General features: G+C 64.4%; 20 protein-coding genes and 2 tRNA genes. 11 read left to right on the top strand and 11 right to left on the bottom strand.

The genetic code is table 11. The annotated features are described in order from the left end of the window. Nucleotides 1–19: 19 nt before the first annotated feature. The 3 genes from FNA67_RS09860 to glpX all read left to right on the top strand — a co-directional run bounded on the left by FNA67_RS09860 (nucleotide 20) and on the right by glpX (nucleotide 3,860). Nucleotides 20–1,237, top strand: a complete 1,218-nt coding sequence (locus FNA67_RS09860) for an LL-diaminopimelate aminotransferase (RefSeq protein WP_049704959.1) — start codon at nucleotides 20–22, stop codon at nucleotides 1,235–1,237. A gap of 297 nt (nucleotides 1,238–1,534) precedes the next feature. Next, nucleotides 1,535–2,848: a homoserine dehydrogenase gene (locus FNA67_RS09865; RefSeq protein WP_049707952.1), complete on the top strand. Its 1,314-nt coding sequence runs from the start codon at nucleotides 1,535–1,537 to the stop codon at nucleotides 2,846–2,848. Between the two features lie 37 nt (nucleotides 2,849–2,885). Continuing rightward, nucleotides 2,886–3,860, top strand: a complete 975-nt coding sequence (gene glpX / locus FNA67_RS09870) for a class II fructose-bisphosphatase (RefSeq protein WP_147655924.1) — start codon at nucleotides 2,886–2,888, stop codon at nucleotides 3,858–3,860. Here the strand turns inward: glpX and FNA67_RS09875 are convergent. Beyond that, nucleotides 3,857–4,117, bottom strand: a complete 261-nt coding sequence (locus FNA67_RS09875) for a hypothetical protein (protein WP_049704961.1) — start codon at nucleotides 4,115–4,117, stop codon at nucleotides 3,857–3,859. The genes glpX and FNA67_RS09875 overlap by 4 nt on opposite strands. A gap of 126 nt (nucleotides 4,118–4,243) precedes the next feature. On the opposite strand from FNA67_RS09875, the gene recJ reads away from it, so the two are divergent. Further along, entirely contained in the window at nucleotides 4,244–6,040 is a 1,797-nt protein-coding gene (gene recJ / locus FNA67_RS09880; protein ID WP_147655925.1) for a single-stranded-DNA-specific exonuclease RecJ, read from the top strand. Between the two features lie 277 nt (nucleotides 6,041–6,317). Then, entirely contained in the window at nucleotides 6,318–7,496 is a 1,179-nt protein-coding gene (locus tag FNA67_RS09885) for an SAM-dependent methyltransferase (protein ID WP_147655926.1), read from the top strand. 3 nt (nucleotides 7,497–7,499) lie between these two features. Here FNA67_RS09885 and FNA67_RS09890 read toward each other — a convergent pair whose 3' ends face one another. Continuing rightward, nucleotides 7,500–8,258, bottom strand: coding sequence for an SDR family NAD(P)-dependent oxidoreductase (locus tag FNA67_RS09890; protein WP_170267278.1), 759 nt, complete (start codon nucleotides 8,256–8,258; stop codon nucleotides 7,500–7,502). Nucleotides 8,259–8,433: 175 nt separating this feature from the next. On the opposite strand from FNA67_RS09890, the gene FNA67_RS09895 reads away from it, so the two are divergent. Next, the gene (locus FNA67_RS09895) at nucleotides 8,434–9,045 is read left to right on the top strand and encodes an HdeD family acid-resistance protein (RefSeq protein ID WP_049704965.1); all 612 of its coding nucleotides are present in this window, start codon (nucleotides 8,434–8,436) and stop codon (nucleotides 9,043–9,045) included. Nucleotides 9,046–9,119: 74 nt separating this feature from the next. On the opposite strand, the gene ilvD is transcribed toward FNA67_RS09895, so the two are convergent. Further along, entirely contained in the window at nucleotides 9,120–10,958 is a 1,839-nt protein-coding gene (gene ilvD, locus FNA67_RS09900) for a dihydroxy-acid dehydratase (protein ID WP_147655928.1), read from the bottom strand. Between the two features lie 330 nt (nucleotides 10,959–11,288). Between ilvD and FNA67_RS09905 the strand changes: the two genes are divergently transcribed. Continuing rightward, nucleotides 11,289–11,537, top strand: coding sequence for a hypothetical protein (locus FNA67_RS09905; RefSeq protein ID WP_049704967.1), 249 nt, complete (start codon nucleotides 11,289–11,291; stop codon nucleotides 11,535–11,537). Between the two features lie 5 nt (nucleotides 11,538–11,542). On the opposite strand, the gene FNA67_RS09910 is transcribed toward FNA67_RS09905, so the two are convergent. The 4 genes from FNA67_RS09910 to FNA67_RS09925 all read right to left on the bottom strand — a co-directional run bounded on the left by FNA67_RS09910 (nucleotide 11,543) and on the right by FNA67_RS09925 (nucleotide 16,291). After that, nucleotides 11,543–12,799: an aminopeptidase gene (locus FNA67_RS09910; RefSeq protein ID WP_147655929.1), complete on the bottom strand. Its 1,257-nt coding sequence runs from the start codon at nucleotides 12,797–12,799 to the stop codon at nucleotides 11,543–11,545. 110 nt (nucleotides 12,800–12,909) lie between these two features. Then, nucleotides 12,910–14,079: a glycosyltransferase gene (locus tag FNA67_RS09915; protein WP_147655930.1), complete on the bottom strand. Its 1,170-nt coding sequence runs from the start codon at nucleotides 14,077–14,079 to the stop codon at nucleotides 12,910–12,912. Nucleotides 14,080–14,371: 292 nt separating this feature from the next. Further along, nucleotides 14,372–14,932 (bottom strand): response regulator transcription factor, encoded by a 561-nt coding sequence (locus tag FNA67_RS09920; RefSeq protein ID WP_244616591.1) that lies wholly within the window; start codon nucleotides 14,930–14,932, stop codon nucleotides 14,372–14,374. A 549-nt stretch (nucleotides 14,933–15,481) separates the two neighbouring features. Further along, the gene (locus FNA67_RS09925; protein ID WP_049704970.1) at nucleotides 15,482–16,291 is read right to left on the bottom strand and encodes a Crp/Fnr family transcriptional regulator; all 810 of its coding nucleotides are present in this window, start codon (nucleotides 16,289–16,291) and stop codon (nucleotides 15,482–15,484) included. A gap of 641 nt (nucleotides 16,292–16,932) precedes the next feature. Between FNA67_RS09925 and FNA67_RS09930 the strand changes: the two genes are divergently transcribed. Beyond that, nucleotides 16,933–17,991 (top strand): NAD-dependent epimerase/dehydratase family protein, encoded by a 1,059-nt coding sequence (locus tag FNA67_RS09930; RefSeq protein ID WP_049704971.1) that lies wholly within the window; start codon nucleotides 16,933–16,935, stop codon nucleotides 17,989–17,991. Further along, complete coding sequence (gene lhgO / locus FNA67_RS09935) at nucleotides 17,978–19,189, top strand: L-2-hydroxyglutarate oxidase (protein ID WP_170267280.1); 1,212 nt, start codon at nucleotides 17,978–17,980, stop codon at nucleotides 19,187–19,189. The genes FNA67_RS09930 and lhgO overlap by 14 nt, the downstream gene beginning before the upstream one ends. A gap of 1 nt (nucleotide 19,190) precedes the next feature. On the opposite strand, the gene FNA67_RS09940 is transcribed toward lhgO, so the two are convergent. From FNA67_RS09940 to FNA67_RS09950, 3 genes are all read right to left on the bottom strand, one after another. Continuing rightward, entirely contained in the window at nucleotides 19,191–19,541 is a 351-nt protein-coding gene (locus FNA67_RS09940) for a hypothetical protein (RefSeq protein ID WP_174851675.1), read from the bottom strand. A 27-nt stretch (nucleotides 19,542–19,568) separates the two neighbouring features. Next, nucleotides 19,569–19,901 (bottom strand): four-helix bundle copper-binding protein, encoded by a 333-nt coding sequence (locus FNA67_RS09945; protein ID WP_244616593.1) that lies wholly within the window; start codon nucleotides 19,899–19,901, stop codon nucleotides 19,569–19,571. Nucleotides 19,902–19,976: 75 nt separating this feature from the next. Further along, nucleotides 19,977–20,603 (bottom strand): DsbA family protein, encoded by a 627-nt coding sequence (locus FNA67_RS09950; RefSeq protein WP_170267281.1) that lies wholly within the window; start codon nucleotides 20,601–20,603, stop codon nucleotides 19,977–19,979. Nucleotides 20,604–20,928: 325 nt separating this feature from the next. On the opposite strand from FNA67_RS09950, the gene FNA67_RS09955 reads away from it, so the two are divergent. Then, a tRNA-Glu gene (locus tag FNA67_RS09955) sits at nucleotides 20,929–21,003 on the top strand. 60 nt (nucleotides 21,004–21,063) lie between these two features. After that, a tRNA-Glu gene (locus tag FNA67_RS09960) sits at nucleotides 21,064–21,138 on the top strand. Nucleotides 21,139–21,193: 55 nt separating this feature from the next. On the opposite strand, the gene FNA67_RS09965 is transcribed toward FNA67_RS09960, so the two are convergent. After that, entirely contained in the window at nucleotides 21,194–21,868 is a 675-nt protein-coding gene (locus FNA67_RS09965; protein ID WP_147655932.1) for a hypothetical protein, read from the bottom strand. Nucleotides 21,869–21,991: the final 123 nt, after the last annotated feature.

Genomic DNA, 21,991 nt, shown 5'->3' on the forward strand with positions numbered 1-21,991 from the left:
ACGGCCCACAGAGGACTAAATGAGCGAAGATTTCCATCGCATCCGCCGCCTTCCGCCTTACGTGTTCGATCATATCAACCCGATCAAGGCCAAGGCGCGAGCTAACGGCGTGGACATCATCGACCTGGGCATGGGCAATCCCGACCTGCCTACGCCTCAGCACATCGTCGAAAAACTCCAGGAAACCGCGCTCGATCCGCGCACCCACCGCTATTCGACCTCCAAGGGCATTCCGGGCCTGCGCAAGGCCCAGGCATCCTATTACGGCCGCCGCTTCGGGGTGAAGCTGAACCCCGATACCCAGGTCGTGGCGACGCTCGGCTCCAAGGAAGGCTTCGCCAACATGGCAGCCGCCATCACCGCCCCCGGCGACGTAGTGCTGGTCCCCAACCCGACCTATCCGATCCATTCGTTCGGCTTCATCATGTCGGGCGGCGTGGTCCGCTCGATGCCGGCCGACCCCAACGAGGAATTCCTGCGCACGCTCGACCGCGCAGTGCGCCACTCGATTCCCAAGCCGATCGCGCTGATCCTCAACTACCCGGCCAACCCGACGGCCTATGTCGCCGACCTCGATTTTTACACCGAGGTGGTCAAGTACTGTAAGGCGCACGACATCTTCATCCTCTCGGATCTGGCCTATGCCGAGATCTATTTCGACGGCGTGCAGCCGCCCTCTGTCCTGCAGGTGCCGGGCGCCATCGACATCACCGTCGAGTTCACCTCGATGTCCAAGACCTATTCCATGCCGGGCTGGCGCGTCGGCTTCGCGGTGGGCAACGAACGGCTGATCGCGGCGCTGGCGCGCGTGAAATCCTACCTCGACTACGGCGCGTTCACTCCAATTCAGGTGGCGGCGGCTACGGCCCTCAACGGCTCGGACGACGTCATCGAGGAAGTGCGCAAGATCTACGAACTGCGCCGCGACGTGATGGTGGAGAGTTTCGGCAGGGCCGGCTGGACCATTCCCTCCCCGGGCGCGACGATGTTCGCTTGGGCTCCGATTCCCGACAAGTTCGCCCATCTCGGCTCGCTCGAGTTCGCCAAGCTCCTCATCCAGGAGACCGGCGTGGCCGTGGCCCCCGGCGTGGGCTTCGGCGAATATGGCGACCAGTACATCCGGCTGGCGCTCGTCGAGAACGAGCAGCGCATCCGCCAGGCCGCCCGCGCCATCAAGAAGTTCCTCTCGGGCGTGCCATCGCACGGCAATGTCGTGCCGTTGCAGGCGGCCAAGTAGTCCATAACGCCACGGGATCGCTGGCTTTTGCCGGCGATCCCTTGGCAATCCTGCTTATTCTCCTATTGACGAGCAGGCAGTTTCCTATTCATGTGTCGCGCCATGAGCGACATAGTTTCTTTCCGCCAGGCCGTCGAAGCGTTCATTGCTCAGCGCGGCTGGACTCCCACCCGTTTCGGCCGCGCCATTGCCGGCGACCCGCTATTCGTCTTCGACCTGCGCGAGGGCCGTGAGCCGCGCTCGGATACCCGTGCCCGCATTCTCAAGGCGATGCAGGAGCAGAGCGATGCGGCCACCATGGCGCCGCTGCGGATCGGCGTGGCCGGGCTCGGCAATGTCGGGGCGACGCTCGTCAAGATTCTCCAGACCGATGGGGTCGAGCTCAACAAGAAGCTTGGCCGGCAGGTCGTGGTCACCGCTGTCGCCGCGCGCTCGCGCTCGCGCGATCGCGGCATCGATATTTCCGGGCTCGAGTGGTTCGACGATCCGGTGGCACTGGCCAAGTCCGATTCGATCGACCTGTTCGTCGAACTCATCGGGGGCGAGGATGGGCCGGCCCTGGCCGCCGTTCGCGCCGCGCTCGAGATCGGGCGCCCGGTGGTCACGGCCAACAAGGCCCTCCTGGCCAAGCACGGCGTTTCGCTCGCCCGGCTCGCCGAAGACAGCGGCGCTCAGCTCGGCTTCGAGGCGGCGGTCGCCGGCGGCATTCCCGTCATCAAGACGCTGCGCGAAGGTCTGGGTTCGGCCCGAATCGGCCGCGTCTACGGGATCATGAACGGAACCTGCAACTACATCCTGACCCGTATGGGTAACGAAGGCATCTCCTTTCAGGAGTGCCTCAAGGATGCGCAGGCGCTCGGCTATGCCGAAGCCGATCCGACTTTCGATGTCGAAGGGTTCGACACCGCTCACAAGCTGGCGATCCTCGCCAGCCTCTGCTTCGGCTGCGAGATCGCACCCAACGAGATCTTCGTCGAGGGCATTACCGGGATATCGCAGGCCGACATCAAGGTGACCTCGGACCTGGGCTACAAGATCAAGCTGCTCGGCATCGCCCAGCGCTCGCCCGAGGGTATCGAGCAACGCGTCCACCCGACGCTCGTGCCAAAGACCAGCGCGGTGGCCGGTGTCGACGGCGTGCTCAACGCCATCGCGCTCGAAACCGACTATGTGCACGAATTGCTCCTGGCAGGGCCGGGGGCAGGCGGGCCGCCGACGGCCTCTTCGGTGCTCTCCGACATTCTCGACATCGCCCGCGGCACGCGCGTGCCGCCGCTGGGCGTGCCCAGCCACGAACTGACCCCCTACCGCCAGGCGCCGATGCGCGCCCATGAGGGCGGCTACTACATCCGACTAAATGCCAAGGATGTTCCCGGCGCGCTTGCTGCTATTGCTTCCCGCATGGGTGAGCGGGGCATTTCGCTTGAGAGTGTCATCCAGCGGCCAGACTTGCGTGTTAGCGACCCAGCCGCGGACGGGATCGCCATGCGTACTGTGGTGCTGCTGACCCATGAGACGATGGAGGCCACCGTTCGCGCCGCGATCACGCAGATCGCAATGGACGGCTTCATCGTGGGTGAGCCTCGGCTCATCCGCATCGAGAAAATCTGAGCTTGCCCCTTGGTTCTGGGGCCAAGGGGACAAGTACATGAAGCTGACTTCGACGGGCAACGGCGCAACCATCGCGCGCAATCTCACCCTGGAACTGGTGCGCGTCACCGAGCGGGCGGCCATCGCCGCTTCCGGCTGGCGCGGCAAGGGTGACGAAAAGGCCGCCGACGCCGCTGCCGTGGAGGCCATGCGCCAGGAACTCCAGAACGTGGCCATCGCCGGCCGCATCGTCATCGGCGAGGGCGAGCGCGACGAAGCCCCGATGCTCTTCATCGGCGAGGAAGTCGGCGGGGGCGAGGGCCCGGCGGTCGATATCGCCGTGGATCCCCTCGAGGGCACGACCCTGTGTGCCAAGAACCAGCCCGATTCCATCTGCGTGCTGGCCATGGCCGAGCGCGGGGGCCTGCTCAACGCGCCAGACGTCTACATGCACAAGATCGCCATCGGCGCCGGCTACCCCGAAGGAACTGTCGACCTCGACCGTACCCCCGTCGAGAACGTCAAGATGCTTGCTGCCGCCAAGGGCGTGCCCATCTCGGAGATCACCGCCTGCGTGCTCGATCGGCCGCGCCATGCCGGCCTCATCGAGGAGTTGCGCAGCACCGGCGTTGCGGTCAAGCTCATCAGCGACGGCGATATCGCCGGCGTGATCCACGCCACCAATACCGAGGAAACCGGCATCGACATCTATCTCGGCTCCGGCGGCGCTCCCGAGGGCGTGCTGGCCGCGGCGGCGCTCCGCTGCATCGGCGGCCAGATGCAGGCGCGCCTGATCCTCGATACGGCCGAGAAACGCGACCGTGCCAAGCGCATGGGGATCAGCGACCCCAGCCGCAAGTATGGCGTGATGGACCTCGCCTCGGGCGACGTGCTGTTCGCCGCCACCGGCGTCACCGACGGCAGCCTGCTCGAGGGCGTGCGGGTGCGCAAGGATGCGCTCGTCACCTCGACCATCGTCATGCGCTCCTGGAGCCAGACGGTGCGTTGGATCAAGGCGCAGCACGCCCGCTAGGCCGGCAACTCCAGCCGCCGGATGAAGAGCACGCTCCCGGCCACGATGGATATGGCGCCGACGGGTTCGACGGCGCTGTATTCGCTATGCCGGCCCTCGTATTCGACGCCCGTCCAGATGACGCGCACTTCCTGAGTGGCGACGAACCCATTCTCGACCAGCGCGACCGAAAATCTTTCGAGGTCGCGCTCGTCCTGGACGATCACGGGCTGGACCGGCTGGCCGGGTATTGCGATGTTGACTTCGAATACGGGCATGGTGTCCTCCCCAGGCACGACCCTGATAGTGACGCTGACTCCCAATCGTGACAACCGCATGGAAGACCTGCGCATAACCGGGCTTTTGGCCTCGACCAAGCCGCCTAAAACCGTTTAGGTCGCCCCATGCTCGATGAACGCGCCTATTTCCTGGACGTTTCCCGCTCGGTTACGGGACGCGCCTGGGTGGACCGGTTGGATGCCAATGCCTCGCGGCTGGCCCAGGCCATAGCGCAGCGCACCGACCTTTCCGAAATCCTGGCGCGGATCGTGGCGGCCAGGGGAGTGGGGCCGGAGGAAGCGGAAAGCTACCTCAACCCCACCATCCGGGACCTGATGCCCGATCCCTCCTCGCTCACCGCCATGGACCGGCTGGTGGCGCGCCTGGCCAAGGCCATCGGCGATCGCGAGAACGTGGCCCTCTTCGGCGACTATGACGTGGACGGAGCCTGCTCGTGCGCCCTCATGAGCCGCTACCTGCGCCATTTCGGGCTCGAGCCGCAGGTCTATATTCCGGACCGCATCTTTGAAGGATACGGGCCTAACGTCGCCGCCATCGACAAGCTGATCGATGCGGGCGCCACCCTCATCATTACCCTGGACTGCGGCACGGTGAGCGACGCGCCGATCGCCCATGCGCGCTCGCGGGGCGTAGATGTGCTGGTCATCGACCATCACCTTTCGGACTTCGAGCTGCCCGAGGCGACCGCCATCGTCAATCCGAACCGGCCCGACGACGTCTCCGGCCTCGGCTATCTCTGCGCGGCGGGCGTGACATTCATGGTGCTGGTCGCCGCCAACCGCGAGTTGCGCAATCTCGGCCGCGCTGGCTTGCCGGACCTGATGGCAATGCTGGACCTCGTGGCATTGGCGACCGTTTGCGATGTCGTGCCGCTCAAGGGGCTCAACCGCGCCTTCGTGGTGCGTGGCCTCGAGATCGCCCGGCGTGGCAACAATCGCGGTATCTCGGCCCTGGCGCTTGCCGCCCGGGTCAACGGGCCGCTCAATCCCTATCACCTCGGCTTTCTGATCGGCCCGCGCATCAATGCCGGCGGGCGCATCGGCGACGCCGCCCTCGGAACGCGGCTGCTCACTATCGAGGATGAGCACGAGGCGCTGGCCATCGCGGCACGGCTCGATGAACTCAACGTCGAGCGGCAGCGAATCGAGGTGGAGGCCGTCGAGGAGGCCGCCCGCGTCGCCGAGGCGGAAATCGGCAATGGCGAGGGGCCGCCCGTGCTGGTGCTCGCCTCGGAGAACTGGCACGCCGGCGTTGTCGGCCTCATTGCGGCGCGGCTGCGCGAACGCTTCGAGCGCCCGGCTTTCGCCATCGCGCTCGGACCCGACGGCACCGGCACCGGCTCGGGGCGTTCGATGCCCGGCGTCGACCTGGGGCGTGCTGTCATCGAGGCTGTCGAGGCTGGAATCATCCCCAAGGGCGGCGGCCATGCCATGGCGGCGGGCGTTACCGTGCGCACCGGCCAGCTCGGCCCCTTCAGAGCCCACATGGCCCAGGCGCTGACCGCCCAGGTCGCGGTGGCCCGTGCCGCTACGGCGCTGCAGGTAGATGCGGCCCTCACGGCTCGCGGCGCCTCGCCAGAGTTCGTGCATGACCTCGAACGCGCCGGTCCTTTCGGTTCGGGCAACCCCACCCCGGTTTTCGTGTTTCCCGCCCACAAGGCCAAGTTCGCAGAGGTTGTGGGGCAGGGCGGGCATGTGCGTTTCACGCTCGCCTCGGATGACGGAGCCCGACTCAAGGGGATCGCCTTCCGCGCCGCCGGCCAGCCCATTGGCGACGTTCTGCTCAATGGCGGCAACGATACCCCGCTCCATATCGCGGGCACCTTGGGAATCGATCACTGGCAGGGACGCGAGCAGGTGCAGATCCGGGTGGTCGACGTGGCGTCGCCCGCAAGTCGTTAGGCGATTTCAATGACTTGTATCGGCGAGCTTTTGCCCGGTGCAGTCTGGAATCGCTTGAAAGTGCCGCTTGCAAATCCGAGTATGGCGGATAAGGTATCCATTCGGTACCGACTGCAGGCTGGGCATTTTCCGGTCGCGGACTTGTATCAGGGACACTTAAACTTCGGGCGAAGTCTGGCGCCAGATGCCGGTGCTTCAGGTCCGATGCGGATAATCCAATATGACTAAAAGTGTAGTAGATCAGAGGCTTGGCGAGCCGGGGCTGGGGACTCGCCTGATGTCGAATCTGGTGGAGTGGGCTGGCAAGCGCCTCCTCAGGGAGCCGAGTCAGGGCGCGGTGACGGTTATTCTGCCCAACGGGCGCAGCCATACCCTGGGCAACCCGACCACGGGTCTCCATTCGGTCCTCAAACTCAACAATTTCAAGGTCATCGGCGAAGCCATGCGTCGGGGGACCGTGGGCTTCGCGGCTGCCTATATCAACGGCGACATCGAGGTCGATGACCTCACGGCGCTGTTCCGGTTCTTCGTACAGAACAAGGCGATGTTCGAGGAAGCCGGCAAGGGTTTCTTCCGCCGCGCCGCCAAGGATCTGGCCTATCACATCTCTCGCGCCAACACGCGCGAGGGGTCCAAGGCCAACATTTCCGAACACTACGACCTGGGCAACGATTTCTACGGCCAGTGGCTCGATCCCTCGATGACCTATTCGTCGGCGGTGTTCACCTCGGGTGACCAGAGCCTGGAGGAGGCGCAGCGCGCCAAATACCACCGCATCGCGGACATGGCCGGTGTCAAGGAAGGCGAAAGCGTCCTTGAAATCGGCTGCGGCTGGGGCGGCTTCGCCGAGACGGTGGCGCGCGACTACAACGCCCATCTCTATGGCATCACGCTGTCGCGCGAACAGCTCAGCTACGCCCAGGAGCGGCTGCGGCGCCAGGGGCTCGACAACCTGGCCCAGCTCCACTTCGAGGACTATCGCGACACCACCGGCCAGTTCGACCATATCGGCTCGATCGAAATGATCGAGGCCGTGGGCGAGGAACATTGGCCGACCTATTTCCAGGCCGTCCACGACCGGCTCAAGCCAGGCGGTACCGCCGCCATCCAGGCCATTACCATCGATGAGGCCGAGTTCGAGGGCTACCGCTCCGGTCCCGACTTCATCCAGCGCTTCATCTTCCCCGGCGGCATGCTGCTGACCAAGACCGCGATGCGCGAGCAGGGCGAGCGAGTCGGGCTGCTGCTCGAGAGGGTGGAAACCTTCGGGCTTTCCTACGCCAAGACGCTACGGCTCTGGTGCGAGCGCTTCCTCGAGCGCTGGCCGGTGATCGCGCCGCTCGGCTACGACGAGGCCTTCAAGCGCAAGTGGGTCTATTACCTCTGCTATTGCGAGGCGGGCTTTGCCGAAGGCGCCATCGACGTCGGTATCTACCAGTACCGCCGCCCCGCCTGACGGTCACCGCGCGCGCAGCGTAAGGGCGGAAAGCCAGAAAAACAGGCGGTACGGCAGCAGCCGTGCCGCCTTCATCATCCAGGCCATTGGCCAGGGAAACGCGATCTCGAACCGCGCCGAGCGGACGAGACCATCCACGATCCGCCAGGCGGCCTCGTCGGTTTCCATCAGCATTGGCATTCTGTAGCGGTTGCGGCTGGTGAGCTCAGATTTGACGAAGCCGGGCGAAATCAGCCGCACGAGAATATTGCGGGGCGCCAGCTCGACCCGCATGGTCTGGCAGAGCGTCATCAGCGCCGACTTGCTCGCGGCATAGGCGCCGCCGCGCGGCAGCCCGACATAGCCGGCAAGCGAACCGATGACGGCGATCTGCCCGCCGCCTTGCCGGCCCATGACCTCGATCAGCGGATCGAGGGCGCGGACGAGACCAAGAAAATTGACGTCGAAGGCTGCCGCGAACTTTTCCGGCTCGTAGTAGCCCGGAGGCGTGCCGACGGCGGCCACGGCGCCGTAGAGCGCCAGATCGAGGCGTCCGAGATCGGAGGCGATGGCGTTGACGGTAGCCAGAACTGCCCGCGTGTCCGTGACGTCGAGCGGGTAGGGGCGGATCGACGGGTTGTGCGCAGCGACCTCGTCGAGGCGTTCGGCGCGCCGCCCGGATATCGCGACGGTCCAGCCGCGGTCGGCTAACTCGCGCGCCACCGCCGCGCCGATGCCGGAACCACCCCCCACGATCCAGGCTACCCCAGGCCCCACATTCATCTGCTGTCCTCCCATGCACCGCGCCAGCCTATCAGTAGCCCGGCTGCCCACGAACGGGGATGGCCCCGACACGCCAAGCAGGACCAGGCGAGTGCGCTTGCCATTATCCCTTTATGAGATCAAGATAATCGCCTGACTACTCGTCTCTCGCTTGCGGCATTCCAAGGAGGCAAACATGACGGCTAGCGACACTGCCAACTCCTATGAAACGTTCACGCGCCATGTGCGCCGCCGTTGGGGCTGGTTTCTTGCATTGGGAATTGTCTATCTCGTGGGCGGTATCGCCGCGATCTTCCTGCCGGTGATGGCCTCGATAGCCTTCACCATCGTCATCGCCTCTTTCCTCATCGTGGGCGGCATCATCCAGATCGTGCAGTCTTTCCAGATGAGCGGCTGGCAGGGGACGGTGTGGCACCTGCTGCTGGGCATCATCACCGTGGTCGGGGGCGGCTACGCGCTCTGGAACCCGATTGCCGGGGCCCTGGCGATCACGCTCGTCATCGCCATCACCTTCATGGCCCAGGGGATCGTCGAGATCATCATGGGCGCCCGGCTGCGTCCGGTCGATGGCTGGGGCTGGATGATCGCTTCGGGCGTGCTGGCGCTGCTCGCCGGCATCGCGCTCACCTGGACCTTCCCCGCCTCGGGGCTCGTTACGGTCGGCACCATCGCCGGAATCGCCATGATCTTCACGGGCTGGAGCTACATCTACATCGCCATGTCGGCGCGCAAGCTCTGGAAGGACCTCAAGGAAGATCTGGGCATGGGCGGCGCCGCCAAGGCCTGAAAATGAAGAGGGCGCCTCGCGGCGCCCTCGATAGGAATTCGATTTGCAAGGGGCCGGTTCGCCGGCCCTTTCGCTTACTTGGCGTCGAGGTCGCGCACGGCGCCGCGGGCAGCGCTGGTGGCGAAGGCCGCGTAGGCCTTGAGCGCGGTCGAGACATTGCGCTTGCGCGGATGCGCCGGCTTCCAGCCGAGCTGATCCTGGTCGTGACGGCGCTGCGTCAGCTCGTCGTCCGAGATCTTGAGGTGGATGGTGCGGTTCGGGATATCGATCTCGACGATGTCGCCCTCGCGCACGAGGCCGATGGTGCCACCCTCTGCCGCTTCGGGCGAGACGTGGCCGATCGAGAGGCCCGAGGTGCCGCCCGAGAACCGGCCGTCGGTGAGCAGGGCGCAGGATTTCCCGAGCCCCTTCGACTTGAGGTAGCTCGTCGGATAGAGCATTTCCTGCATGCCCGGGCCGCCGCGCGGACCTTCGTAGCGGATCACCACCACGTCGCCTGCCTTGACCTCGTTGCCAAGAATGCCCTTGACCGCCGCGTCCTGGCTTTCGAAGACCTTGGCCGGGCCGGTGAACTTCAAGATGCTCTCATCCACGCCCGCCGTCTTCACGATGCAGCCGTCGATGGCGATGTTGCCCTTGAGCACGGCCAGGCCACCGTCCTTGGAGAACGGATGCTCGGCACTGCGGATCACGCCGTTCTTGCGGTCGAGATCGAGTTCTTTCCAGCGCTGGCTCTGCGAGAAAGCCTCGGTGGTGCGCACGCCGCCGGGCGCGGCCATGTAGAACTGGCGGACGCTGTCGCTGTTGGTGCGCGAAATGTCCCAGCGGTCGAGCGCATCGCCCATGGTGGCTGTGTGGACGGTCGGCAGGTCGCGGTTGAGGAGTTCGGCGCGGTCGAGCTGGCCCAGGATCGACATGATGCCGCCGGCGCGGTGCACGTCTTCCATGTGCACGTCGTTCTTGGCCGGAGCCACCTTGCACAGGACCGGCACGCGGCGCGACAGGGCGTCGATGTCGTCCATGGTGAAATCGACCTCGCCCTCGTGGGCGGCGGCCAGGATATGGAGCACGGTGTTGGTCGAGCCGCCCATGGCGATATCGAGCGCCATGGCGTTCTCGAAGGCGCCCTTGGAGGCAATATTGCGCGGCAGCACGCTCTCGTCTTCCTGCTCGTAGTAGCGGCGCGCGAGATCGACGATGAGATGGCCGGCCTCCTGGAAGAGGCGCTTGCGGTCGGCATGGGTGGCCAGGGTCGAGCCGTTGCCGGGCAGCGAAAGACCCAGTGCCTCGGTGAGGCAGTTCATCGAGTTGGCGGTGAACATGCCCGAGCAGGAGCCACAGGTGGGGCAGGCGGATTCTTCGATGGCCTTGAGGTCGGCATCGCTGACCTTGTCGTCGGCAGCGGCAACCATGGCGTCCACGAGATCGAGCGCCTGGAGCTGGCCGGAAAGCACGACCTTGCCGGCTTCCATCGGACCACCGGAGACGAAGATAACCGGGATGTTGATGCGCAGCGCCGCCATCAGCATGCCGGGGGTGATCTTGTCGCAGTTGGAGATGCACACCATGGCGTCGGCGCAGTGCGCGTTGACCATGTACTCCACCGAGTCGGCGATCAGTTCGCGGCTCGGGAGCGAATAGAGCATGCCGTCATGGCCCATCGCGATGCCGTCATCGACCGCGATGGTGTTGAATTCCTTGGCAACGCCACCGGCCGCCTCGATCTCGCGGGCGACGAGCTGGCCGAGATCCTTGAGGTGCACGTGGCCCGGCACGAACTGGGTGAACGAGTTCACTACGGCGATAATGGGCTTTCCGAAATCGCTGTCCTTCATGCCGGTCGCGCGCCAGAGGCCGCGGGCACCGGCCATGTTGCGGCCGTGGGTGGTTGTACGTGAGCGATAAGCGGGCATTGAAATCACCGATAATGTACGGGGCAGCTGCGCCCCGAATGGGGACCGCCTTTGATAAAGCATTTCGCGCCCCGTGCAAACCGATGCACGATATTGTTCCGGCGGCGAGGCGGCCACAGGCGAGCGGGCAGGGCTACTATTCCCCCCGTGAGGAGGAGAGCTTTTGCGCTCGGCGTTTCTAGCTCACCCCCACCCTCAATCCCTCTCCACAAGGGAGAGGGAAGCCAGGTTGGAGCGTGGTGGCGTTAATTGCTGCAATTTTAAGCAAAATTGAACCATGTCCGGCGCTGCGGCTTCGGGGTGGCAGCGGTGTGGGGTAGATTGGCGGGTATGGCTAGCGTGCTTTATCTCGTGCTCAAATCCCGCGAAAAATGGTGGGTCGATATGGAGGGCAAGTCGCTCGGTCCGTTCGAGACCTCCGACACCGCCACCTTCGCCGCCATAGACGCCGCCCGCTTGCGGGGCGACGTCAACATGTCCGAACGCCAGGTCTATCTCGAGCAGCCCGGCCGGAAGTTCACCATGATCTGGTCGAGCGCCCACCCCTACGATACGCAGGAGCAGGCCAGGCGCGCCTGATCAGATCAGGCCCACTCGCCCTTGCGGAAAACCGGCACGCGCGTGCCGTCCGGCTTGATGCCGTCGATGTCGATCTTGTCCGAACCGATCATCCAGTCGATATGGATGAGGCTCCTGTTGCCGCCGCGCGCCGCGATCTCCTCCTGCGTGAGTTTGGTGCCGTTGACGAAGCACTTGGCGTAGCACTGGCCCAGCGCGATGTGGCAGGCCGCGTTCTCGTCGAAGAGCGTATTGAAGAACAACAAGCCACTCTTGGAAATGGGCGAAGAGTGCGGAACCAGCGCCACTTCGCCCAGGCGCCGGGCGCCCTCGTCGGTATCGAGCACCTTGTTGAGCACGGCCTCGCCCTTGCTGGCATGCGCCTCGACGATCCGCCCGCCCTCGAAGCGGACCTGGATATCGTCGATCAGCGTGCCGTTGTGCGAAAGCGGCTTGGTGCTCACCACCGTGCCCTCGACGCGCAGCGCATGGGGGGTGGTGAAGACTTCCTCGGTGGGAATATTGGCGTTGCAGACGATGCCGTTCTTGGCCGTCGCCGCGCCGCCCGCCCATTCGTGCTCGTCGGCAAGGCCGATGGTGAGATCGGTACCCGGCCCCGAATAGTGCAGCGAGGCGAAGCGGTGCGCGTTCAGCCACTCGGTGCGCTTGCGCAGGTTGGCATTGTGCTCGTGCCAGGCGCCGATCGGGTCCTCTACGTCCACGCGCGACGCCGCAAAGATCGCGTCGGCAAGCTTCTTGACCGCCAGCTCGTCCCGATCGTTGGGGAAGACGAGCTTGGCCCAGGCCAGGTTCGGGTAGGCGACGATGTTCCAGTTGATGTCGAAGCTGACGATCTTCTCGAGCGCGGGCTTGTAGGCATTGGACTGGGCGCGGTTGGCTCGGGCAACCTTGTCCGGATCCTGACCGGCAAGCATCATCGGATTGTCCCCGGCAATGGCGAGCCGCGCGGCGTTTTCAGCATAGGCCTTGGCCATGCCCTCGTAGAGCCACCCGGCGGCGCGATCGAAGCTCTTGTCGTTGGCGTTTTCATAGCGCGCCAGGGTCACCGCTTCATCCGATAGGATCGGCGTCACCAGGCCCGCGCCGGCCTTGTAGGCGTGCGCAGCGATGCGGCGAACCAGCGGCAGCGCCGAGGATGGTGCGGTCATCACCAGATCCTGGCCAGGCTGGAGCTGCAGTCCGACCTTGATGGCGACTTCGGCAAGCCTGTCGAGCTTGACCGGATCGATGGCAGACGAAAAGTTCTCTGATTGTGCAGACATGGCCGTTCCGAAACTGGAGACTGAAATGACTTGGGCAGGCAACGCCCGCCCAGGTCATTGAATCTGCTTCGCAACGAAAATGCGAGCCAAATCTGCCGGCGCGTCTCCCCCTAGGCCGCCTGACTGGCACGCGACTGCGCCAGGACGGTGGAGTAGAGCGTTTCGAAACGTGCGGCCGCCAGGTCCCAGTCGTATCGGGAATCGGCCAGGTCATAGGCCGCCTTGCCCATGCGCGCGCGCTCGAACGGGCTCATGGTGAAGAGCCTGGTCAATCCTGCCGTGAGCGACTCTTCGGTCGGATCCACCCGGATGGCCGCCGAACAGGCATAGGCCTCCGGAATGTTGCACTGGGGCGTGAGCAGGCACGGCAACTGGAAGGCGAAGGCCTCCAGTGCCGTCATCGGAAGCGTCTCGGCGACCGAAGGCAGGATGAAGGCATCGGCGGAACGATATGCCGCAGCTCGCTCGGGACCGAAGGCCGGCCCGACGAAATGCACGCTGTCGGCGAGCCCATAGTCCTCGACCATGGTTTGCAGCTCCGCCAGGTGATTGCCGTCGCCCGGTCCGGCCACGAGCAGATGCCAGTCCTTGCCGCTTTCGCCCCGGATGGCGACATTCCAGGCCCGCAGCAGATTGAGCAGCCCCTTGCTGGGCGTGATCCGTCCGAGGAAGAGCAGCACGCGAGCGTCAGGCCCGAGGCCGTCGAGCCAGGGCGCTGCCGGCCCTGCCATCTGCGCCGGCTCCACCCCGTTGGGGATGACGTCGGTCTGCGTATCGTAGCCCGCTTCGCGCAGGGCCACCCGTTCCGTCCGGCTTTCGGCGTGGACGGCGGCGGCATTGCGGATATGGGCATCCTCAAACAGCATGCGCGCCACACGCTTGCGCAACGGCGCATCGGCAAGGGCCCAGCCGTTGAGCATCCCGTGTGGACTGACGATGTAGGGGCGTTCGGTCGTCTGATGCCAGCGTTGCGCCGCGACGGAAAGGTAGTTCCACATGCCGTGCACGTGCACGCAGTCGAGCCGCCTTTCGAGCATCATGGAGACCATGTCCGGCGCGAACCGGAAACTTCGCGGCCCCAGAGTGGGGGCCACATGGACCGGGATAGGCCCCAGATCCAGACTTCGATCAGCCTCGTGTTCGAGACTGAAGATTTCGGCCGATACATTGCCCCTCTTTGACAATGCTACGGCCAAGGAACGTACGACTTCTATCACGCCATGGGACTGAATGGTCGATCCCACCAGCATTCCCACCCTAAGCGGTCTAGCAGCACGCATCTGCAACTCCCTCAACTACCCGCGTTTGTTGAGAACTCTGACCGTCAACGGCTGCGCCGTCCGGCCGACGCTTGGTATTCCTCCTTGGACTTTCCATCCCGACGCCCCCGCGCCGGTCTGGCATACTAGGCGGCTCCCGAAAGCCGTCAATTCCGTGACAAGATCTAGGCATCTTGCCGCGATGAGTTAGGCCTTTCGGATGATCCGATACCCTTATCGGATGAGCCGGCAGAAAGATCGCCCCCTCCCGGAGGAGGGAGCGACCCCTAACGACCAGGCCTGGAGGTCATGGTCAGATGTCCGGCCCCGACTGGTCGGGGAACATGTCGCGGATCTTGAATGCGACTTCGGTCCGGTTGGTGGCGTTGAGCTTCTTCATGATGTTGCGGATGTGGACCTTGACGGTGCTCTCGCGCAACTGCAGCTCGTGAGCGATGATCTTGTTGGCGCGCCCCCGGCGCAAAGCCTCGACCACGGCCATCTGCCGGGCGGTGAAGAGACCCGCCATCGGCCGCGTAGCCGCCCCGTTCGAGTCGATGACGTTACGCATCGCCATGACGCTGCTGGCCGGCACGAACACGCCACCTGCCAGTGTCATCGCTATGGCTTCGGACGCCACGCGCAGCCCCACGGTGGTGGGAATGAAACCCTTGGCGCCGCACTCGAGCGCCTTGAGGATTTGCGTGAGGTCGTCGGTGTCGGCAACCACGACGATCGGGGCGGGCGCAAACTCCTGCACGGCCTTGGCGATGTCGTTGGCAACTCCCAGATCGGTCAACTTGCGCGAGCCGATCACCAGAAGGATGACCGAAACGTTGGGATGGCCGAGCCGCGCGTCGCGCCATTCCTGCAAGGACCCAAAACTCGCAAACTTCGTGCCCGGGCTCTGGGCCATCAGGCCGTAAACAAAACACTCACGTTCAAGCTTTCGCCGATCGATAACTACTGCTTCCGGAATATTGTCGAGCCGATCCGCTGCGTCCGCAGCCGTTGTATTGGCTTCGGAATTATTCATTCGGAAAACGTTGCCGGTCGGCGGTTTTACCGGTGGCGCAGAAGTTTCGGAGATTGTGCTTCCTGCAAGCATAGAATTTAACTCCCTAAATGTGCCCGTAACTTCTCCGCAAGATACGGGCGCCTCCAGACCATTCTGGATTTAGTCGGTTTGAAACGCCTAAGCGCTGGGAGTTATGTCGAGATGTGCGAGTACAGCCGCCATCCGCTTCGTATGTATTAAGTCGATTTCGTTAGTCGAACCCCAGCACTACGGCTTCATTAGGTTCCCCAACTTGGGGTGGGTAATTAACAATTGTTAATACCAGTTACTAAAAAATGAAGGAGATGTAGTTTCGCAATTTCGTGAAGTAGCAAAGGCATACGTCGTTATGCGGGGGTACTCCCCCTAAAGGTGAGCCTTGCGGGGGATACCCTCGAGGAGGGCGTTGGCGGCAACGTCTTGAGCCGCTTGCGGTTCCTGCCACCAGTCGGCGTGCCTGAGTTGGAGATAGTCGGCGCTGAACTCGGCCAACTGGGCCAGGCGGAACCTGTTGGAGATGACGATCGTGCCCTTGCGCACGACCACAAGGCCAAGCAGCCGCAGGTCGCGCAGGGTGCGATTAAAGTGGATAGCGGTCATGCCGAGGGCGTCGGCGAGGTCGATCTGCGTCAACGGGCAGGGGAATTCGACCTCGATGTCGGCTGAGTCGGGGTGAACCCGCTCGGCAAGTTCGAGCAGGAGGTGTGCGGTGCGAGCCGTGGCGTCGCGCTTGCCCAGGCTCACCAGCCGCTCGACATGGATAGCGTCGAACCGCGCGCTCGCCGCTGTCAGCCGGTCGGCCAGTACCGGCCAGCGCTTGATGAGGGGCAGGAGCCCGGCAAACGGAACCTCCAGGACAGTCGAATAATCGACCGCACGCACGGAGGCGCGGCTGTGTCCGCCGACCGTGGTGGGCTCGACCAGGTCGCCGGCAACGTAGATGTCGATGATCTGACGGGTGCCGTCCCGCAACTGGGTATCGCTATAGGCCCAGCCGGACTTGAGGAGGCGGACGCAGAACGAGCGTTCCCCTTCGTGCAGGATCGGAGTGTCAGGAGAGTAGACCCGTACCCGAACCTCGAGCGTTTCCGCCGCCAACGCGGACGCCTCGGCGCCTTTGCCGGGGAGTTCGTCGAACCGAAAGAAATGCAGCAGTTCCGGGGCCAGCGAATTCATAAGCACCACTTGCTCGACGGAAGCCGCGGCCCGGACGCCTAAGGTCCATTTCTCGCTTCGGACGATGGTGCTTACAAATGGAGGTGGTCACCGCGCCGCCCAGTCGGACGTGCGATAAATCCCAGTCGTATCAATCCTCCAGTCCGCAGCCCCAGCTTCAGCGAACCGACCCAGTTACCGGCAACGCGCTCCCGTGCAGTTAACGACCGAACCCCCATGTGACGAATATTGTAGGGGTGCGATCGGTTTCGCGCAAGCAAGCTTATCCAGAACCGGGAACATGGATAATACGCGCTCGCGCATGCGGAAAATTGTCACACAAACAGAAGTTATTTCTCGCTAGGTAAATCGATCCCGCTCACGATTTGGTGATGCATGATCTTGCTGCAAGTCAGTCCCCGATATTGAGCGGATGTTGTTGTGTCGTGTCTGGCGCCCGCTGCTCCAACACTGCCCTTTGACGTCCGCCACGGGCGATTGCTCACGGACATAGGGACTGTGCAACGGCAATATTGGGCGCTTGCCGCCTCGCGCGTGCGCGCGGCGATCACGCGAAGGGCGTAGGCCCCTCAGCCCTAAGATCGCCTCCATGTGATGGCCCTGTCTTCTGTACGCTGGGCAACGTAGAGCAGGGGTGGGTTATGAAGGTCCTGGTCACCGGGCACAGAGGCTACCTCGGTGCCGTGGTTGTTCCTGTGTTGCTGGAATCCGGATACGACGTTTCCGGGTATGATTTGGACTATTTCGGCCACTGCACGTACTCCCACGGTGGGCCCTACAGGGCCGTTCCCACCATCCAGAAGGACATCCGCGACGCGGTGCCCGAGGATTTCGAGGGGTTCGAGGCCGTAATCCACCTCGCGGCGCTGCCCGACGCTGCCGGCCAGATCGACAGCAACACGCTCAACGAGGTCAATCATAAGGCCAGCGTGCGGGTGGCCCTGGCGGCGCGCCAGGCAGGCGTATCCCGCTTCCTCTTCGCCTCGTCGGCTTCCGTCTATGGGCAGGGCGGAGAAGAGCCCCTGGACGAAACTGGGCCGCTCAATCCACAGACGATATACGCAATGACAAAGGTCATGGCCGAGCGCGATGTGGCGGGCTTGGCCACCGGCAACTTCTCACCGACATTCCTGCGGCTAGCCGTGCTGTGCGGGCTCTCGCCGCGATTGCGGCTCGACCTCATGTTCAACCGGCTGATGGCTCTGGCCTTTACCGAGCACCGCATCCGCCTGCCTGTGCGGGGCGACGCCTGGCGGGCGTTCATCCACGTGCAGGATGTGGCGCGCGCGCTGGCGGCGCTGCTGCGCGAGCAGCGACCACCCGTCCACAACCAGGTCTTCAATGTGGGATCGTCCGCCAACAACCACAGGGTGCGCGACCTGGCGACCATCGTTTCCCGACTCGTGCCGGAAAGCCGTTTCGAGCAGAATCCGGTCACCGAAATGCGCCGCGAGAGCTTCCGGCTCAATTGCGACAAGCTGGCGCGAACCATCCCGGCAGCCGTTCCCCAGTGGACGCTGGCCCGCACCGGCGAGCAGTTGCTCGAGGCGTTCGACGCCTCTTCGCTCACAGTCGAGGAGGGGGCGCGGTCCCGCTACGATCGGGTGGCCGAACTGGCGACGCTGGTCGCCGACAAGGTTCTCAACGCCGACCTGCGCCGGCCCGGCGGATTGAACGAGGGGCCTTATGGCGCGACCTGAAGCAGTTCTGTACGACTATTGCGTCATTGGCGGTGGCATCCTCGGGCTAGCCGTGGCCCGGCAATTGCTCAAGACCCATCACGGGGCGGGCGTGCTCGTGCTGGAAAAGGAAGCGGGCCCCGGACGGCACCAGACGGGCCACAACAGCGGCGTCATCCATGCGGGTGTCTACTACAAACCGGGAAGCCTCAAGGCGCGCCTATGCCGCGCTGGCGCCGAAGCGACCAAGGCCTATTGCGCAGAAAAGGGCATTCCCTTCGAGACGAGGGGCAAGCTCATCGTCGCGACCACGGCGGACGAAGACCTGGCGATGCGCGCGCTGCTCACCAATGCCCGGGCCAACGGCATCGCCATCGAACCGCTGACCGGGGAGGAGTTGCGCGAGCGCGAACCGGATATTGTCGGGGTAGGGGCGCTCTTCGTGTCCGAGACCGGGATCGTTGACTACAAGGCAGTGTGCCGGGCTCTCGCCGACGACATCGTCGCCCTGGGCGGCGCGATCTCCTATTCGGTGGAAGTGGAGAGGATAGGAGAAGAAGCCGACGCCGTCATGATCGAGACTTCGGCGGGCGAATTCCGCGCCAAACACCTCGTGGCCTGCGCCGGGCTGCAGTCCGATCGCCTGGCCAGCAAGGCGGGTCTTCCGGTCAAGCATCGCATCGTGCCGTTCCGCGGCGAATATTACGACGTGGCGCCCGCCAAGCGCGGGCTGGTGCATCACCTGATCTACCCCGTGCCGGACCCGGAACTGCCCTTCCTCGGCATTCACCTCACCCCCACCATCGACGGTCGACTGACCCTGGGACCCAATGCGGTGCTCGGGCGAGCACGCGAGGGCTATGCCCGCTCGGCGATCAACGCCCGCGACATGTTCAATTATGCTGCTTTCCCGGGCTTCTGGCGCATGGCGGCGGGCAACTGGCGCTCGGGCCTGAGCGAGTTCGGCAATTCCATGATCAAAGGGCGCTACCTGGAGGCGTGCCGAAAATACTGTCCGGCGCTCGAACTCGACGACCTGGTTCCGGTGGAAGCGGGGATCAGGGCGCAGGCGGTGATGGCCGACGGGTCGATGGTCCACGACTTCCTGTTCCTGGAGTCGGCGCGCATGCTGCACGTGTGCAATGCGCCATCGCCCGCGGCGACTTCGGCCTTGCCGATCGCCAGGATGATCGTCGAACGCCTGGGCGCGGGCGGCTGATCTAGGCGTCGGTGTCGCGGATCTGATCTTCGGCCAGTTCCAGGACCTCGGACTCGGTCAGTGCAGCCTTGCCGCCCTGCAGGCGGCTGACCCGCCGGGTCAGTTCCTCGAACGAGAGCTGTTCGCCGCCTGTCGCGGCCTGGTTGGCGACGCGCAGCAGCCGCGCCGGGAACTTGATCGCCGCCACGTTTGCCTCGGGCATCGGTTCGGTGCGGTTGGGCGCCAGGTTTTCGGCGTGGAGCAGGGCCTGCTCGATCTCGCCGCTGTCGAGGAGGCCCTTCTGTCGGATTGCCTCGACCAGAGCGGCTACCGCCACATAGAGGCCTTCCAGTTGCAGGTTGGCAGTGTTCATGTGCGCTCTCCTCCTTGCCCGATCATCCTATGCGCCTGAAGCGGTCATGGGTATGGCCATTTCCCGGCAACTGGCAGCGCACTTCCCGCAGGCAGCCACGCAAGCTTCCATGTCGCCCAGCCGCTCGCAGTCCTTGGCGCACTGCTCGCAGATCTCCGCGCATTCGGCACAGACATAGGGGTGGTGATCCGAGCCGATGATCATGAAATGGGCCGCCGTGCGGCACATCTCGGCGCAGGCCATCATCAAGGTAAGGTGCTCCTTGGCGACATGCTCGCCACCTAGCTCGAGGCAATGGTTCATCGCCATCGACAGGCACGTCTGGTAGCAGGCCAGGCAGTCGTCGATACATTTCTGCATGTGTGGGGACGCCATCTCGTTCTCCTCTCCGATATGGGAGGGGAACGCGTCGATCGCCAAACGGTTCGCGCGGGGCTATTGGCCGCCGGCGATCTGGGCGGAAATGGCGTCGTAGGTAGCTGCGCCGGCGACGAGCCGGCCGTTGACGAATACCGCCGGGGTACCCTGGATGCCAAAACTCTCGATCGCCTGCTTGCGCATGCGATTGAGCTTGCCCAGCAGGTCCTGGTTGAGCATGGCGGCTTCAAAGAGGACCGGGGTAATCCCCACCTCGTTGGCGACGTCCTTCATGGCCGCAAGGCGATCGGGCGCGTTCACCCAGCGTGCCTGGTTTCGCATGAAATGCTCGATCACGGCCGGAGCACGTTCGGGACCGGCGACTTCGGCCACCATGAACACCACAGCATCCATGGCGTTGCGCACGAAGGGCCTGATGGCCATCCGCGCCTTGCCGGTATCGAGATAGTCGGCCTTGAGGCGCGGAAACGTCTCGTCGAGAAACGTGGTGCAATAGCCGCAGGTGGGGGACCAGTACTCGATGATGGTGACCGGTGCGTCGGGCTGGCCGGCGAAGGTATCGGGAATGTCCACGCTCAGCAGGGCATCCTCTTCCAGACCAATGGCGAGGCTGGGTAGAGCCGCAGCGAAGGCCGCGGCCACACTGGTGGCCAGGAGCGCTCGGCGCGAAAGATGAAACGGCATGGGCATTGGAACTCCGCAATGGAACCCTTCTAATAAAGCCAGCCCGTCGATCCAACGGGTCGGCGCGAAAAACCTTCGACCTGTTGCACAGAAACGCGGGACCGGGAATCAGGCGAAGGCTTTGGGCGACGCTTCGTGTGCGACCGGGTGCCTCCCATGGCGTATGCAAAGACCGGGACCGCGCTTGCGTTCGGGCCGCAAACCCACGGATTTCGGGGCTCGGGTAACGGGCTTTCCACAGCGCGGGAAGGCCGATTTGCAAAAGCTCTCAAAAGGCACTTGCGCGGCGCGAACAACACCCCTATAGGGTGCGGGCGCTCAGCAAGCGCCCTTCGTCTATCGGTTAGGACGCCACCCTTTCACGGTGGAGAGAGGGGTTCGACTCCCCTAGGGCGCGCCACTTCCTCTGCAAGGAGGGAGGTTGACGCACAGGCACTTGCTGCCGATATTGACCAGCGCCGCGCCCATCGTCTAGCGGTCAGGACACCGCCCTCTCACGGCGGGAACAGGGGTTCGATTCCCCTTGGGCGCGCCAGTCAAACTTTTCAAAGACATTGATGTTGTTTTCGTCGAGGCTTCGCGCTCTTGGGTCAAGCCACGAGCGCCGCTATGATTGCGAGAACCGCGAGCGGAGCGAGCTCTGCCCCCGGCTGGCGCAGCGGCGGCCAGCCCCACGACCAGCGGTCGCGCCAGCGGCGCGAGACCAGCCGCACAGCCAGGTGCCCGAGGATACCCGCTACGGCCGCGAGGACCGGAAAGGACGTCGCCAGCGCGAGCGTGGCTGCAATCACCAGCAGCGTCGCGCCGAATTCGATCTGGCGCAGATCGAGCGAAATCCCCAGCCCATCGATGCGCCGTACCGACCGGCAGCAGCCGGCGGCAAGGCACGATCCCTTGACCGGCAGGTAGGCGAGGTTGATGGCGATGGCATAGCCCACGAGCACATAGATGGCCGGGCCGCCAAGCCAGCGCGCAATGAACCAGAGGGCAAGTGCCAGCAGCGCGGAGGCGGCCGCCGCCCCCGACCACGAGGCGGGCGCGGTGTCGGACTTGAGGCTGGCCACCGCGATGAGGATGCGATAGCCCGTGCCGCCGACGAAAGCGGTGCCGAAGAGGAAGCCGAGCCCTACGGCGCTCCAGAGTGACCACGGCGGAAAGGCGGCCGCTGCAGCCAGCCCGAAGGCCGCCGAGGAGGCAACCGCCGACGCTAGGCGCAAGGCAAAAACAAGACGTTCGGGCCTTATGCCCGCGCTGATCGTTTCCATTGGCCTCTCCTGGTCGTGTTACGGCCACTAGTTCAACGCTCTGGTGATAGTGTCCAGGGGTTTTTCGCGGCCTGAGACGAATACGCAAGTCATTTGAGACACCTGCGCAAACGGCTCCGCGGA

The organism is Youhaiella tibetensis, from assembly GCF_008000755.1.
GTDB lineage: Bacteria > Pseudomonadota > Alphaproteobacteria > Rhizobiales > Devosiaceae > Paradevosia > Paradevosia tibetensis.

What these genes read in the sequence shown, in the direction of transcription:
- glpX (WP_147655924.1), top strand. Translation starts at nt 2,886, where the DNA reads ATGAAGCTGACTTCGACGGGCAACGGCGCAACCATCGCGCGCAATCTC.
- FNA67_RS09930 (WP_049704971.1), top strand. Translation starts at nt 16,933, where the DNA reads ATGAAGGTCCTGGTCACCGGGCACAGAGGCTACCTCGGTGCCGTGGTT.
- FNA67_RS09890 (WP_170267278.1), bottom strand. Translation starts at nt 8,258, where the DNA reads ATGAATGTGGGGCCTGGGGTAGCCTGGATCGTGGGGGGTGGTTCCGGC.
- FNA67_RS09905 (WP_049704967.1), top strand. Translation starts at nt 11,289, where the DNA reads ATGGCTAGCGTGCTTTATCTCGTGCTCAAATCCCGCGAAAAATGGTGG.
- FNA67_RS09875 (WP_049704961.1), bottom strand. Translation starts at nt 4,117, where the DNA reads ATGCCCGTATTCGAAGTCAACATCGCAATACCCGGCCAGCCGGTCCAG.
- recJ (WP_147655925.1), top strand. Translation starts at nt 4,244, where the DNA reads ATGCTCGATGAACGCGCCTATTTCCTGGACGTTTCCCGCTCGGTTACG.
- FNA67_RS09945 (WP_244616593.1), bottom strand. Translation starts at nt 19,901, where the DNA reads ATGCAGAAATGTATCGACGACTGCCTGGCCTGCTACCAGACGTGCCTG.
- FNA67_RS09915 (WP_147655930.1), bottom strand. Translation starts at nt 14,079, where the DNA reads ATGCGTGCTGCTAGACCGCTTAGGGTGGGAATGCTGGTGGGATCGACC.
- FNA67_RS09950 (WP_170267281.1), bottom strand. Translation starts at nt 20,603, where the DNA reads ATGCCGTTTCATCTTTCGCGCCGAGCGCTCCTGGCCACCAGTGTGGCC.
- FNA67_RS09910 (WP_147655929.1), bottom strand. Translation starts at nt 12,799, where the DNA reads ATGTCTGCACAATCAGAGAACTTTTCGTCTGCCATCGATCCGGTCAAG.
- FNA67_RS09885 (WP_147655926.1), top strand. Translation starts at nt 6,318, where the DNA reads ATGTCGAATCTGGTGGAGTGGGCTGGCAAGCGCCTCCTCAGGGAGCCG.
- FNA67_RS09865 (WP_049707952.1), top strand. Translation starts at nt 1,535, where the DNA reads ATGGCGCCGCTGCGGATCGGCGTGGCCGGGCTCGGCAATGTCGGGGCG.
- FNA67_RS09860 (WP_049704959.1), top strand. Translation starts at nt 20, where the DNA reads ATGAGCGAAGATTTCCATCGCATCCGCCGCCTTCCGCCTTACGTGTTC.
- ilvD (WP_147655928.1), bottom strand. Translation starts at nt 10,958, where the DNA reads ATGCCCGCTTATCGCTCACGTACAACCACCCACGGCCGCAACATGGCC.
- FNA67_RS09965 (WP_147655932.1), bottom strand. Translation starts at nt 21,868, where the DNA reads ATGGAAACGATCAGCGCGGGCATAAGGCCCGAACGTCTTGTTTTTGCC.
- lhgO (WP_170267280.1), top strand. Translation starts at nt 17,978, where the DNA reads ATGGCGCGACCTGAAGCAGTTCTGTACGACTATTGCGTCATTGGCGGT.
- FNA67_RS09940 (WP_174851675.1), bottom strand. Translation starts at nt 19,541, where the DNA reads ATGAACACTGCCAACCTGCAACTGGAAGGCCTCTATGTGGCGGTAGCC.
- FNA67_RS09895 (WP_049704965.1), top strand. Translation starts at nt 8,434, where the DNA reads ATGACGGCTAGCGACACTGCCAACTCCTATGAAACGTTCACGCGCCAT.
- FNA67_RS09925 (WP_049704970.1), bottom strand. Translation starts at nt 16,291, where the DNA reads ATGAATTCGCTGGCCCCGGAACTGCTGCATTTCTTTCGGTTCGACGAA.